The 12,876-nt window shown below is 62.8% G+C and carries 14 protein-coding genes; 10 read left to right on the plus strand and 4 right to left on the minus strand.

The window, feature by feature from the left end; translation table 11 throughout:
- The first annotated feature begins 88 nt into the window (after window positions 1-88).
- Window positions 89-1,066, plus strand: a complete 978-nt coding sequence (locus tag ACZ3J7_RS27485; protein WP_298775699.1) for an ABC transporter substrate-binding protein — start codon at window positions 89-91, stop codon at window positions 1,064-1,066.
- 2 nt (window positions 1,067-1,068) lie between these two features.
- Here the strand turns inward: ACZ3J7_RS27485 and ACZ3J7_RS27490 are convergent, their stop codons facing one another.
- Window positions 1,069-1,947, minus strand: coding sequence for an alpha/beta fold hydrolase (locus ACZ3J7_RS27490; RefSeq protein ID WP_124567169.1), 879 nt, complete (start codon window positions 1,945-1,947; stop codon window positions 1,069-1,071).
- Window positions 1,948-2,045: 98 nt separating this feature from the next.
- Here ACZ3J7_RS27490 and ACZ3J7_RS27495 point away from each other — a divergent pair, with 98 nt between their 5' ends.
- Complete coding sequence (locus ACZ3J7_RS27495; RefSeq protein WP_298775696.1) at window positions 2,046-3,986, plus strand: AfsR/SARP family transcriptional regulator; 1,941 nt, start codon at window positions 2,046-2,048, stop codon at window positions 3,984-3,986.
- 10 nt (window positions 3,987-3,996) lie between these two features.
- On the opposite strand, the gene ACZ3J7_RS27500 is transcribed toward ACZ3J7_RS27495, so the two are convergent.
- Window positions 3,997-5,574 (minus strand): carboxylesterase/lipase family protein, encoded by a 1,578-nt coding sequence (locus ACZ3J7_RS27500; protein ID WP_298775695.1) that lies wholly within the window; start codon window positions 5,572-5,574, stop codon window positions 3,997-3,999.
- Here ACZ3J7_RS27500 and ACZ3J7_RS27505 point away from each other — a divergent pair.
- Window positions 5,564-5,905, plus strand: coding sequence for a hypothetical protein (locus tag ACZ3J7_RS27505; RefSeq protein WP_366054469.1), 342 nt, complete (start codon window positions 5,564-5,566; stop codon window positions 5,903-5,905). The genes ACZ3J7_RS27500 and ACZ3J7_RS27505 overlap by 11 nt on opposite strands.
- On the opposite strand, the gene ACZ3J7_RS27510 is transcribed toward ACZ3J7_RS27505, so the two are convergent.
- Window positions 5,886-7,214 (minus strand): diacylglycerol/lipid kinase family protein, encoded by a 1,329-nt coding sequence (locus ACZ3J7_RS27510; RefSeq protein WP_298775693.1) that lies wholly within the window; start codon window positions 7,212-7,214, stop codon window positions 5,886-5,888. The genes ACZ3J7_RS27505 and ACZ3J7_RS27510 overlap by 20 nt on opposite strands.
- Window positions 7,215-7,357: 143 nt before the next feature.
- Here ACZ3J7_RS27510 and ACZ3J7_RS27515 point away from each other — a divergent pair, with 143 nt between their 5' ends.
- From ACZ3J7_RS27515 to ACZ3J7_RS27530, 4 genes are read left to right on the plus strand one after another with little or no spacing between them, the layout of a single operon-like run.
- Complete coding sequence (locus ACZ3J7_RS27515) at window positions 7,358-7,792, plus strand: hypothetical protein (protein WP_298775691.1); 435 nt, start codon at window positions 7,358-7,360, stop codon at window positions 7,790-7,792.
- Window positions 7,789-8,052, plus strand: coding sequence for a hypothetical protein (locus ACZ3J7_RS27520; RefSeq protein WP_298775688.1), 264 nt, complete (start codon window positions 7,789-7,791; stop codon window positions 8,050-8,052). Before ACZ3J7_RS27515 ends, ACZ3J7_RS27520 begins: the two co-directional genes overlap by 4 nt.
- Window positions 8,040-8,684, plus strand: a complete 645-nt coding sequence (locus tag ACZ3J7_RS27525; RefSeq protein ID WP_124567179.1) for a TetR/AcrR family transcriptional regulator — start codon at window positions 8,040-8,042, stop codon at window positions 8,682-8,684. The genes ACZ3J7_RS27520 and ACZ3J7_RS27525 overlap by 13 nt, the downstream gene beginning before the upstream one ends.
- A 10-nt stretch (window positions 8,685-8,694) precedes the next feature.
- Window positions 8,695-9,333 (plus strand): DUF5701 family protein, encoded by a 639-nt coding sequence (locus ACZ3J7_RS27530; protein ID WP_235170641.1) that lies wholly within the window; start codon window positions 8,695-8,697, stop codon window positions 9,331-9,333.
- Here the strand turns inward: ACZ3J7_RS27530 and ACZ3J7_RS27535 are convergent.
- Complete coding sequence (locus tag ACZ3J7_RS27535) at window positions 9,330-10,763, minus strand: amidase (RefSeq protein ID WP_298775683.1); 1,434 nt, start codon at window positions 10,761-10,763, stop codon at window positions 9,330-9,332. The two genes, ACZ3J7_RS27530 and ACZ3J7_RS27535, sit on opposite strands and share 4 nt — an antisense overlap.
- Before the next feature lie 68 nt (window positions 10,764-10,831).
- Here ACZ3J7_RS27535 and ACZ3J7_RS27540 point away from each other — a divergent pair, with 68 nt between their 5' ends.
- From ACZ3J7_RS27540 to ACZ3J7_RS27550, 3 genes are all read left to right on the plus strand, one after another.
- Window positions 10,832-11,464 (plus strand): TetR/AcrR family transcriptional regulator, encoded by a 633-nt coding sequence (locus ACZ3J7_RS27540; RefSeq protein ID WP_260395404.1) that lies wholly within the window; start codon window positions 10,832-10,834, stop codon window positions 11,462-11,464.
- Window positions 11,461-12,315, plus strand: a complete 855-nt coding sequence (locus tag ACZ3J7_RS27545; RefSeq protein ID WP_298775676.1) for an alpha/beta fold hydrolase — start codon at window positions 11,461-11,463, stop codon at window positions 12,313-12,315. The genes ACZ3J7_RS27540 and ACZ3J7_RS27545 overlap by 4 nt, the downstream gene beginning before the upstream one ends.
- A gap of 58 nt (window positions 12,316-12,373) precedes the next feature.
- Window positions 12,374-12,876 (plus strand): DUF222 domain-containing protein (locus tag ACZ3J7_RS27550; RefSeq protein ID WP_353799024.1); only part of this gene is annotated, 503 nt, incomplete at its 3' end.

Consider the following 12,876-nt stretch of genomic DNA (forward strand, 5'->3'; position numbering starts at 1 on the left):
TGCGCTGGCGTGTTCGCCGTATTTCTTGGCGCTCGCGGGAGCTGTTTCAGCATTCCCGGAGACAGCCTCTAAGGCTAACCTAACAAGCATGACTCGACTCCTTTCTCCCTCCACGACCGATCGCGACTACTGGGCGATCGTGGACAACCTGACGCGACGCGGTTTCTTCGGCGTCGGCGCGGGCGTCGCTGCGACCGCGTTTCTCGCGGCCTGCGGCAGCACGGAAAGCTCGACGCCCGACAACGCGGAGACCTTCGAGTTCACGCGCGGCGACGAGAAGCTGATCATTCCCACGGACCCCCGGAATGTCGTTGCCCTCGATCCACGCGATGGCCTCGAATTGTCGATCCTCGCCGGATACCCGGTGACCGCCTACCCCACCGGCGCCGCCGAACACCTGCGCCGTGAGGTCCCGGATGCCACGGGTGTCGAGATCTTCGCCGAAGGTGCTTCGGATCCCAACTTCGAATACATCTCGACCCTCGGCGCAGACCTTCTCGTCCTCAGCGCCGGCTGGTGGGACACCGGGTCGTACGGCAACGACCGGATGCAGCAGATTGCACCGGTCCTCCCCGTCGGCAAGGACTTCACCCCGGAGTGGCGGAAGGTCATGTCGGACTTCCTCACCGGCATCGGGCGCAGCGATCGCGCCGAGGAAGTCCTCGCCGAGTACGACGCCCATGTGGCGCAGATCCGCCCGACCGTCGAACCGCTGATGGCCGGCAAGAAGGTTGCCTTCGTTGCCGCCGCAGAGGATCAGATCGCGTGGTTCCAGAACGATTTCCGCACCGCCGTCGCCGAGGACCTCGGGTTCGAGGTGCTCCGTGAAGGCCCCGACCTTCGCGTGATGCTCGGGTCGGAGCAGTTCAACCGCCTCGAAGAAGCCGACGTCATCTTCGCCTTGGATCGCAGCGCCTCCGGCAGTGTGTACACCTCGCCGACGTGGCAGCGCCTGCCCGCCGCGCAGGCCGGTCGCGTCATTCCGTTCGACTACTACAAGGCCGCGGGATACGCCTTGACCGCCAAGGTCCTGGTCGACGACTTGGCTGCCGGGGTCAAGCGCTAGAACTACCTTTTCAGTAGGGTGCGGATCGTTTCGACCACTTCGGCAGGCGCCTCTTCTGCCATGAAGTGACCAGCGGACAGCGTGCGGTGTTCGAGATCGGGCGCCCACGCTTTCCACAGGGCCTCGGCGTCGTAGCCGAGCATCGAACCCCAGTCCTGCTGAATGACCGTGACCGGCATGTGCAGTTGGTTGCCCGCATCGCGATCGGCCTGATCGTGTTCGACGTCGATGCCTGCCGACGCCCGGTAATCGGCAACGATCGACGGCACCGCCTCCCGTGAGGCGCGCAGGTATTCGGCCCGCACGTCTGCCGGAATCGCTTCGCGGTTCTGCGTCCACACGTCGAGAAAGTACTCGAAGAATGCGTCGGCGCTGGCGCTGATCATCTGCTCGGGGAGACCGGGTGGCTGAGCCATGAGATAGAGATGAAATGCCACAGCAGCGTTCGATCCGTGCAGGATGTCCCACATATCCAAGGTGGGGAGCACGTCCAGCGAACCGAGCTGCGTGATCACGTTCGGATGATCCAGCCCCGCTCTGACGGCAACCAGTGCGCCACGATCGTGGCCGACGAGGGCGAACTTCTCGTGTCCCAATTTCCTCGCCACCTCGACGATGTCGGCAGCCATTGTTCTCTTGGAGTAGGTGTCCGGGTTTTCCTCGACCGGTTTGTCGCTGGCCCCGTATCCGCGGAGATCCGGGCAGATGACGGTGTGATCCGACGCCAAGGCAGTGGCTACGTGACGCCACATGAGGTGAGTCTGAGGGAAGCCGTGTAGAAGGACAAGTGGGGTTCCGCTTCCACCGACCGCGACATTGAGTCGCACGCCGTCCGTGGCGGAAATCTGCTGGTAGTCGAAGTCTGGGATGGTGATCGTCATCGGTTGCTCTCGTTCGTCGGGGTGATGGCAAGTCGGGGTGATGGCAATCAGCTTCGCCGCAGTCGATGAGCATTCGATGAGCGCGATAGCGTGGGGAAATGCGAGACCACACAGCTATCGGAGTTCTCGGACCCGTGGTCGCGTGGAACGATTCGTCAGGGTTGATCGATCTGAAGGGCCCACGACACAGAGCGGTCCTCGCTCGTCTGATCATCGCCCGGGGACGTGTCGTTCCGGTGGACGTGATTGTCGACGACCTCTGGGTCGATCCTCCGGCCGGGGCGACCAGCGCAATACGTACGTTCGTTTCCGCACTGAGGCGCTCACTCGAGCCGGATCGTGCGCCGCGAACGAAGCCGAAAGTCATTGTCACCGACGGGCCTGGCTACGCCTTTCATGCTGCACCCGACGCCGTCGACGCCTGGGAATTCGAAAGACTGGTTCGTGAAGCCACCCACTCGACGCCCGCGCAATCACTCGAACTGCTACGAACCGCGCTCCAGTTGTGGCGAGGACCGGCGTACGCGGAGTTCACCGAAGAACCTTGGGCTCGATCCGAGCGGTCACGCTTGGAGGAACTGCGTCTGACTGGCGTCGAAGGCTTGGCATCCGCGCTACTCGATCTCGGGCGAACCGCCGAAGCAATTCCCGAACTGGATGCCCACGTGACGGAACACCCTTGGCGCGAGGACGGTTGGCGGCTACTCGCACTCGCGCTGTACCGCACCGACCGTCAAGGCGATGCTCTGGCAGTCATCCGTCGCGCACGAAAGTTACTCGCCGAAGAGTTGGGTATCGACCCCGGACCACGACTGACCGACCTCGAGTCCGACATTCTCCGCCGCGAGACTCACCTGAATCCTGTAGCAGCAGAACAGATCTTCGCTCAGGTTTCGGCAGCGTACGACCGGACCGTAGCGGCAGGATCGAAATCGAGATTGGAGTCCACAGTCGGTCTCCTCCGAAGTCTGGCAGTTGCGGGTGGAAGCGGACTGGAGACTGCCCGAAACCAGCGACTGACCATCATCGGCGCCGCTGAACAAGTGGACGATGTCGAACTCACCGCACGGATCATCGGCAACTACGACGTGCCCGGAATCTGGACACGATCCGACGATCCTCGGCAGGCTGCGCAGATCGTCGAGGCCGCTCAGCGCACCCTCGATCGACTTCCGGTCGGCAACGAACTCGCTCGGGCCAGACTGTTGGCAACAATCGCACTCGAATCGCGCGGACTATCCGGTCATCGCGGACTCGAATGTGCCCGTGCTGCAGTGCAGATCGGTCGCGCTCTCGATGATCCAGGGCTCCTGGCCTTCGCTCTGAACGGGTTGTTCATGCAGACGTTCTGGACTACCGGTCTGGCCTCCGAGCGCGACTGTATCGGTCGTGAACTGGTAGACCTCTCCGTTCGACACGGCTTGTCCACCTTCGAGATCCTCGGCCATCTGATCCGCATGCAAGCCCTCAGTGCACTGGGGCATTTCGATGCAGCAGAGCTACACGCCGAGACAGTTGATCGATTGGCCGGACGTCACGAGCGACCGTTGGCAGCGGTGTTCACCACCTGGTTTCGCGCTATGCGTACTGCCGCTACCGGCGCGGAGGTCGCGCACTGCGAGAAGCTGTACGAAGCTGCGGCGGTGAACCTTTCCGATTCCGGTATGCCCGGCCTCGAGGACGGCATACTCCCCCTCGCAATTCTCGCCCTCCGCGTGTGGAGGGGACTGCCGGCGGTTTTCGACCCGACTACGCAGTGGGGCCCGTACGAACCCTGGGTCCGGCCGCACCTCCTTCTCGCACACGGGCAGGTGAGCGAGGCCGCCCGGGCAGTCGAGGCAATGCCGGACCCACCCGAAGACCTGCTCTCCGAGGCACTGTGGTGCCTGACTGCCGCAGCGGCCACTGCAGTCGGCAACCCTCGAGTCGAGGAGCGTGCGCGAGCGGCACTCCTACCTGCCGCCGCCGAAATAGCCGGCGCCGGAAGTGGAATGCTCACTGCGGGACCCGTCTCGCACTATCTCGCCAAACTGCAGTAAACCGGAACCATCAGGTGAATGCGATCACCGTGTCACCCCACGCCTCCCGGATCTCGCGGTCGAGATCAGCGACGACGGCGTCGTGCTTGTCGATCAACAGTGTCGAGCGTGTATCGGTGTCATAAGTGGGCCACCCCGGAGCCGTACCCAGTTCGCTATCGGCCCCGATCCCGTAATCACCTGCAGCTCTGGCGAAATCCAGCCACCTCGTCTGCATACGCTCCGATACATGACGCGCCGCGCTCAGTCCTCCCAACTTGTAGGTGATGTCCCGTGCTCCGTGGTTGATGTTGCCGAAGACGTAGGCGAGTTCGGTACCGTGCGTCGCACCGATCTTCAGCGCCTTGAGCATCGGCGGCGCGTAGTCGAACCGGTACAACCACGTCGGCGCAATCTTGCTGTGCGCCTCGGCAATCCACAAGGTCGGCAGACGGAATCCGAAGTCACGGGTCAACCCGAGACCGGCACCGAGCTTGGACAGTCCCGAATACGCACCTTCGATCTGAGAATGATCGGGCAACTCGAACCCTGGATGCTCGTCGGCGATCTCTGCGAACATCGACGTGATCACGACGGGATCGATCGGCATCAACGGCGACTTCATCATCCGGAAGAGCGAAGACTCGTCCTTGTTGGTTCCGATGATCAGCGGAATCGGGTGTGCGTTGCCGTGACGGAACGCTCGCACCGGGTAGTCGGGGAGCAGATCACCGTCGACGATCGGTGCGAACGCCAGAGTTCCCGGTGTCTCCTGCGGAACCCGTGCGAACAGTTCGTCCGAAGGCCCGAGAAGGTCCTCGGCGGCAGTGGTTCGCAACAGCCCCAGATCGGCCTCGCCGCCGCTGAAGATCTCGAGAAACAGCTTCGCGACGATCTCGCCGCGTTCACTCCCGTACACCGAAGTGGCGGGCGAACTTTCGGCGATGGCGCGATGAAACAATCCGCGGGCGGACGGGACGGTCATCAGCGTCGTCACGGCGCCGCCGCCTGCCGACTCACCGAACAGCGTCACTCGATTCGGGTCACCACCGAAGGCTGCGATGTTGCCTTGAACCCATTGCAGCGCTGCAATCATGTCGCGGAGAGCGACATTGGGCTCGAAGGTATGTTCACTCGAATTGAAGGACGAGAAGTCGACGAAGCCGAAAACACCGATACGGTAGTTGATCGAGACGACGACAACGTCACCGTTCTCGGCCAATGTGGTTGCGTCGAAAAGTGGTTGGCTGGATGCTCCGCGGAAGTACGCTCCGCCGTGAATCCAGACCATCACCGGTTTACCCGGCGCATCCGCACCGACCGGGCGCGGCGCCCACACGTTGAGGAACAGGCAGTCCTCGTCCATCGGAACGTTCTCACCGAGCGGAATCATCGCGAGCCGACTTTGCGGCTCACACGGCCCGAACTCTGTTGCGTCCTGAACCTCGGTCCACGGCTGTGGCGGAACTGGCGCGCGAAATCGCAGCGGACCGACAGGAGGTGCCGCGTAACGAATCCCCTTCCAACTCGACACCGAGCCTTCCGTCGATCCTCGAACCGGCCCGTACGTTGTCTCGACTACCGGCGCTTCGCTGGGTGTGATCGTCATTCGATTTCTCCTCGAATCCATACAGGCAAATAATGCTGCCAGCATTCGGGACAAAACGGGCATGTTTGCCGGTTTCCTGGCGACTGTCGACCCTGCGGGTCCCAAGCATTACGCCCGGGACGGCCCTGCGTCGGAGCGCAGTGTGTTCCGAGTGCACTCCTACGACACATCAGGACGGGCCGAAAACGCACCGACGACCCTGAAGATCGACCCGGAGAAGATTGCCCGCACCTACGACGAGGACACCGCTCATTGGCTCAGCGCATTGGCGAACACGCATGACCCACAGGGAGTTCTGGCCGTCGGCCAGGTCATGCGCCGGATTTCGTGAACTTCGCCAACTCTCGCAATCGGACCAGATCCCAGGCATGCCTGGGGCGGCGTACCCCGGGACGATCTTTCGGGACGCGGACGCGGAGTGCCTGCGGGCTGACCGTGCACCGCACCGGAGTGCGCATCACCAGAGCTTCGCCGTCGACGCCGACCGGAATCTCGTCGGTGTCGGCGTCGACGATCACCTCGAATCCGGTGCCCTGAGCCAGACCGTGTTGATGTGCCCGATGGAGCAACCCGACGGCCTGGCGGGCGCTGCCGACGGAGATCGCGACGATGCCGAGAGTGCCCCGGTCCAATCGCGGCCGATGGCCGAGCCCCGCCAGGTCGTTCATCTCGTACGGTCCGTTGCTGACCAGCACAGCCTGTGGGCCCACAGCAGACAGGCTCGCGGAGCGCGCGGTCAGCACCGCTCCCGCACGTCCGGCGAGCAGATCCGGGAGTTTCTGCAGGAAGGTGCTGGTCTTGGCGTCGCGGTACTCCGGACTCTGGACAACTTCGGCGTATGCCCCGAACGATGCGTTGTTGACGAAGGTTCGACCGCCGACATTTCCCAGATCCACGGTGACCTCGACGCCGTCGACAAGAGCGTCGAGGCACCGTGACGGATCGTCGAGGTCGAGACCCAGATCCGCGGCGAAATGATTGCGCGTCCCGGCGCTGACGACCAGGAAGGGCAGGTCGTGTTCGGCCGCAACAGCGGCAACCAACCCCTGAGTTCCGTCGCCACCGGCAACACCGAGTAGGTCGGCGCCGTCCGCGACCGCTTGCCTCGCCAGGGCCGTCACGTCGATCTTCTCCGGCCCCTCGAGCAGTGCGACCGTGGCTCCCCGTTCCTCGGCCTTGCGTTTCAAGTCGAACTTCCCGACCTTGCCACCGCCGGAGTTCGGGTTCATCACGAAGAACGGTTTGACGGGCGGCGTCGCCGGTCGCTCGACTACCGGCAGTTCCTTCTCCTCCCCCTCCAAAGCGGTGCGAGCGCAGATACCGGCTATGACGAACAACCCGATCGAGAGCAGCACCACCCACAGGAGTCGTTCTCGGACCAGGAAGGCGAGCACCACGATCGGTGTCAGAACCGCCACGGCCAACGAGATCCAGCGGAGGAATCCGCGGGTGGTCAGAAACCAGTACACCGCTACGACGCACACGACCACCCCACCGATCCCCAGGATCAGCATGGTCAAGGTTTTCAGTCCGGCGAAAATCAGGAGCACCACGACTGCAAGAACCAGCGCCGCAAATGCCGCACGTGCCAACCAACTCTGTTTCGACGAGGGCCGATCCGTGTGGGCAGGGGTCGTCATCGAACCACCTCCCCGCGATTGTCATTTCGGCCGGTACTTCGACGCTATCCCTTCGACGCAGGCCAGTCACCTACCGGAAGGAAACCCACTTTTCATGCGCTGATACTTTATGACGACACCTCGTCATAAAAAGGAGAAGGCCCGTGACAACACCGACGTCCGCAGCATGGGGATCCTCGGAGGAGCCTCTGACCCTGGCGCGGAAAGCCGGTCTTCACGGGCTGCGATGGATGGCCTGGCTGGCCGGCGCGACTGGCTTCGCACAATTGGTGTCGACCGGGCTGAACTTCACCGACACCGTCCGCGGAGTCGCGCCGGCCACCTACCCGACGGTGGACGTGGTGTGCAGTGTCGTGGCGCTCGTTCTTCTGGTCAGCCTGCTTGTCGGCCGACCCGACGGCCCCGCGATGTTGTCGGGTCTCGCCCTCCTCATGGCCATGCTGATGGCGCCGACTCTCCACAAACATGCACCCGAGTCGCTCTGGCTGGCGGCGGCACACGCCGTCGCGGTGGTCGCCGTCATCATGCTGTCCGTGATGACTTCGCGGTTCTCCAGTGCCGAGTTGGATCGGCCGTGACACCGGATACACCCCTCTCGCTTGCGGCCGAAGAATGGATCACTGATCTGACTGCCGCGGAGATGGAGCGATTGCGCAAACGCACGACGCTCACCGCCGCCGAAGAGCAAGAGGTCTGTCGATCCGTGCGCTCGATCGCGCAGCAGATGATGCTCGTACCCGTCTCGATGTGGCAGGGTGATCCACGCCTTGTAGCGGATCTGTTCGACCTCCCCGTGACCGTGAATCAGACACAGGAGGAACGACCATGCCGAAGCTGACCGGTGGCGCGACAACTGCGGAGCACAAGATTGCTACCCGAGAAGCCATGTTGGACGCGTTCATTCACGAACTTCACGAGCAGGGCTGGCAGAACGTGAAGCTGCAGACCGTGGCTCAGGCAGCCGGCGTCTCGCGGACAGCGGTGTACAACTACTTCCCCGACAAATCTGCATTGCTGCTTGCGTGGTCCACCCGCGAGATGGATAGATTCCTGCTCCTGGCCGAACGTGAACTCGCGGATCGCGAGAATCCTGTCGACCGAATCGAGATCCTCGTCAAACTGACACTCGTCGAGTTCTCACTGCAGCGATTCACGGGAATCGCTTTGGCCGAATTGTTGTCAGCGCAGGATCGCGAAAACTTCCTCGAACATATTGTCCCCCTGTCTGATCTGGTCGAACAACTCGTCCAGGAAGGTATCGACGCTGGCACTTTTGTCGATTCGGACGCCGGCGCTACGGCGCAACTCATCCTCGCCTGCGTGGAGAGCCGACGGCCGATGCTCATGGCCGGTGATCGAGTGGACAGCGTCGTGGCAACCACCGTCCCGTTCATCATGCGCGCGTTGGGCGTCTCGTGGCCGACTTCCCTCACCGCAGATCCTACCGATCGGCCTGCTCACGATCGGTAGGATCGCAGGTATGCACTTCGACCTCCCGCCCATCGATCAGCAGGCCGAGCGATTGATCGAACTCGGGGTACACGAGATGGCCGGACTTTCTGCGGGCGACGTCAGGGCAGCCGCCGCAGCCGGACAGGGCGATGTGGGACTGCTTACCGTGCACGAAAGACTCGCTCCAGCTTCTGTTTTGGCTTCACTGCTCGAACACAAGAACAAGCGGGGCTTCATCGTCGTCGACATGGCCGACGTCGATCTGTTCGCTCCTACCGAGCCTGCCGCGTTGCCTGACACCGCGATGTATCTGCTCGGTGAAGTCGACCGCGGGGATCACCTGGCCAATTGGAGCCCGGACGAAGCACTGCCTGCAATCGTCGAGGCGGACCGGACGCCGCTGACACTCACCGAAGGCATCCACTGGCTGCTGCAGCGCCCCGACGTCCTCGAACGCGGAAAGTGCTTCATGACGATCGGTTCCCGGTTGCGCAAGCCCGATGGATCTTTCGACACCAGGACTCCCGCCGTGTGGATCAGCAACGGAACCGGTCGCGACGGCAAAGACAACCGCAACGCCCCGAAGGTCGGGTGGTGTTGGTGGGGCAACCGCCACACGTGGTTGGGGTTCGCATCGGCGAGCGACCGGATACCGCTCCCGAACTAGAGCACGGTTGCGCGGTCGAATCGGTACCGATCCTTCCACGGCATCTCGGCCTCGAGCATTGCAGCAGCAGAGAGCAATTCCGCGTCGCAACCCCACTTCGCCGAAATCATCACACCGAGCGGAACGCCGTCTTCCGTCCAACCGAGTGGCAGACTGATCGACGGGAAACCGGTTGCATTGGCGACGACGGTGTTTCCGGTGAATGCAACCATGTCGATCAATTCGGTCGCGGGATCTTCGTCGTTGCGCAACTCCCCGATCGCGAGCGGAGGCTTCGTCACCGTCGGGGTGACTACAAGGTCGGCGTCGGCGTAGTCGAGGCTCCATCGCCGCGCCCAGGCTTGAACAATTCCGATTGCCGCGGCCAGATCGCCCGACGGCACCCCGCTTGCTTGAACTCGCAAGTGCTGCACTATCGGACGGAGAAGGTGCTCGTACTCCTCCGGGATCGGCTTGGTGCCGGCCAAGGACGAGAACATCTTGACGAACGCATCGACGAAAACATCATCGCGGGCTTGAGGTCGCTCGAACACGTTGTGCCCCAGGCTCTCCAAAACACTGCCGACCTTCGATACAGCGTCCGAGAGCTGCAGATCCACGACTCCGCCGGAGACCGATCCATGCGCTAGAGCGACGGTCAAGGGCCGAGCGCGCACTCCCCCAGCCTGTACGACGAACTCTTCGAACGACTTCGGCCGCGCCGGGTGGATAGTTCCGGCGCCAGGTCGCGTCGCCAGAACGTCCAGCAGCGCAGCGGTATCGCGAACCGTCCGGGCGATCGGCCCTTTGCTCGCAAATCCGAAGTTGTCATGCCCCGCCACGCCCATCGTGATCAAACCGCGGCTCGGCTTGAGGCCAACCACTCCGCACGTACTCGCCGGAGAACGCAACGACCCCGCCGTGTCGCTTCCCTGCGCAAACGGAACCAGACCAGCTCCGACGGCGGCTGCGGCGCCACCACTGCTGCCGGCAGCACTCCGTGTGCGATCGAACGGACTGCGAGCAGGCGGAGCAACTTCAGGCTCGGTGTAACAGGCTGCCCCGAACTCGGGCACCGTCGTCTTACCGATGTCGATCAGTCCACCTTCTCGGATCGCCTCGACGATCTCGTCGTCAGCGTCCGGCACGAAGTCGCGAAAGAGCGCCGATCCGAAGGTCGTACGAATGCCGCGAGTAGCGTCAAGGTCTTTGATTGCCGTCGGAACGCCGAACAGGCGCGGAAGGGGCCCGGCGTCCCGCTCGTCCAACCTGCGCTGTGCTTGTTCGGCGAGGGCGACTGCGTGCTCCCCGGCGATCGTCGTGAAAGCACCGACGTCGTCGGAAGTGGTCGCACGGTCGACGAAGTACCTGGTGACTTCGGGAATCGAGACCTGCTTGGCGGCGATCACACCGGCAAGTTCGACGGCGGACAGTTGATGGAGATCAGTCATCGGGCAGCGCTCCTTGTAGGTCAATAGACACTTGTAATTTCGATACGCGTATCGCTATTGTTGTCAGCATGGTATCCGAATCCGCCAGCTCTGCAAGGGCCGGTCGACCAAAAGCATTGAGTCACAGACAGATTCTCGATGCCGCGGCAGAGATCGCCGATACGGACGGCCTGGATGCGGTGTCATTTCGAGTGCTCGCCGAACGACTCGGCATATCGCCGATGTCCGTCCACCGCACAACTGGTGGCATCGACGCCTTGAGGCGAGATCTGATCTCGACTCTCGTAGGCGAAGCCGTCTCGTCGATCGACTGGCCGACCGACTGGCGCGGGGTTGCCCGCACGTTCGCCTACGGCCTCCACGATCTCCTGATGCGCCATCCCCTGGTCCTGGAAGCCCATCGGCAGGCATCACTGGAAGCACCCGGGGCCGACGATACTGCCCACCGAGTAGTGAACGCCCTTTCCTTGGCCGGCCTCGAGGACGAACAGGCCACGTACGCGTACGGCGCGCTACACGATTTCGTCACCGGACACGTCGCAATTCAATTGGGACGCGGCGCTTTCGACAGTGCACCGGCCGATCGACGCGAGGCATCGGTGTTCGCGCTTCATCACGATCCCACCCGAAGGTTCGAGTTCGGAGTCGCCCTCATCCTGGACGGTGTGGCGTCGATCGCGCAGCAAGGAAACACACCATGACGAGCAGCGTGACCACAACCGAAATTCGCGACGCCTCGGGCCGTCGTATCGCATTCTGTGAGTACGGCGATCCGACTGGCCACCCGGTAGTCGTGGCCCACGGATCACCTGGCAGCCGATACGAGGGGCTCTCACTCCACAACGCGGCTGCGACGGCAGGCATACGGCTGATAGTCCCTGATCGACCCGGCTTCGGACGCACGGATCCTTACACGGACAAGGGATTTCATTCCTGGGACGACGACTACGTCACCCTGATCGATCACCTCGAGGTGGACTCGGCCACACTGATGGGTTTCTCCGGAGGCGGCGGTTACGCGCTCGCAGTCGCTGCAGCCGTTCCCGAACGAGTCTCGAAACTGGTGCTGGCGTGCGCCATGATCCCCGGGGCGCCGCGAGATACCGTGCGACGCAGAATAAAACTGGTATCCGCGCTGTATTTTGCCGCCAACTGGGCTCCCCGCATGGCCGGCGCAATGCTCGCGGGAACCGGAGTGTTCTCCAAGCTACGCAGCGACTCCGTCTCGATCTGGCCGGCCGCCGATCAAGCTGTCATGACCGACGAGTCGCATCGTCCCGCTCTCCAATTGGATTCATCCGAAGGGATCGCGCAGGGCGGGTCAGCTGCGATTGTCGACTTGGCTCGGTATCGCCACGAGATGCCAGGATTATTTCAATCTATCTCGGTACCAACGGTTTTCCTACACGGAACCGAAGACGGAAACGTACCCATCGAAGTAGCCCGCTGGGCACACTCTTTGATCTCCCACTCACGCTTCGAAGAAGTCAGCGGGGGCGGTCATCTGTTCGTAGTCGCGGACCCCACCCCACTGATTCGCGCCCTCAGATAATTCCCCTTGACTCGAACGCATGTTCGAGTACTCTTTGTGTAGGGGATCGGGGGATTCAATGAGTGTTCTGTTGTCGGATGTGGTGTCGGGTTCTGCGGTGGGGTTACGCGGACGCCTGTGGCAGTTGTCTGCTGCGGAGCTACGTGAGGCTGCCGTGTCCGCGAGCGCGGAGATTCTCCGCCTCGAGGCTGTGCGGGTGGCGGTGGTCGACGAGTTGTCGTTGCGTCCGGATGATCAGGTGATCGCCAGCCGCGGAGTGGGTGCCTGGTTGGCGGCGAACACGATGCTCCAGGTCCGGGACGGGAAGAAGATCGCCGCCCTCGGTGCTGCGCTGCGGCCGTTTCCGGCAGTGGCAGCTCGGTTCGATTGCGGGGATTGTTCGTTCGAGCACGCCGTGTTGATCGTGGCGTTCTGCGAGTCACCTCCGAAGGGGATGCCGGACGAAGCGCTACCGAAGTGCATCGATTTGTTGTTGGCTGCCGCCTCCGGTGTGGAGGCGACGACCACGAAGGTGCGGAACGTGATCGCGACGTTGGAGCGAATCTTCGAATCCGATGAGAT

It is taken from the genome of Kitasatospora sp. NPDC015121, assembly GCF_055562955.1.

Bases quoted from the DNA above. Each gene is read 5' to 3' on its own strand.
- ACZ3J7_RS27485 (WP_298775699.1), top strand. From the start codon at position 89: ATGACTCGACTCCTTTCTCCCTCCACGACCGATCGCGACTACTGGGCG.
- ACZ3J7_RS27490 (WP_124567169.1), bottom strand. From the start codon at position 1,947: ATGACGATCACCATCCCAGACTTCGACTACCAGCAGATTTCCGCCACG.
- ACZ3J7_RS27495 (WP_298775696.1), top strand. From the start codon at position 2,046: ATGCGAGACCACACAGCTATCGGAGTTCTCGGACCCGTGGTCGCGTGG.
- ACZ3J7_RS27500 (WP_298775695.1), bottom strand. From the start codon at position 5,574: ATGACGATCACACCCAGCGAAGCGCCGGTAGTCGAGACAACGTACGGG.
- ACZ3J7_RS27510 (WP_298775693.1), bottom strand. From the start codon at position 7,214: ATGACGACCCCTGCCCACACGGATCGGCCCTCGTCGAAACAGAGTTGG.
- ACZ3J7_RS27525 (WP_124567179.1), top strand. From the start codon at position 8,040: ATGCCGAAGCTGACCGGTGGCGCGACAACTGCGGAGCACAAGATTGCT.
- ACZ3J7_RS27530 (WP_235170641.1), top strand. From the start codon at position 8,695: ATGCACTTCGACCTCCCGCCCATCGATCAGCAGGCCGAGCGATTGATC.
- ACZ3J7_RS27535 (WP_298775683.1), bottom strand. From the start codon at position 10,763: ATGACTGATCTCCATCAACTGTCCGCCGTCGAACTTGCCGGTGTGATC.
- ACZ3J7_RS27540 (WP_260395404.1), top strand. From the start codon at position 10,832: ATGGTATCCGAATCCGCCAGCTCTGCAAGGGCCGGTCGACCAAAAGCA.
- ACZ3J7_RS27545 (WP_298775676.1), top strand. From the start codon at position 11,461: ATGACGAGCAGCGTGACCACAACCGAAATTCGCGACGCCTCGGGCCGT.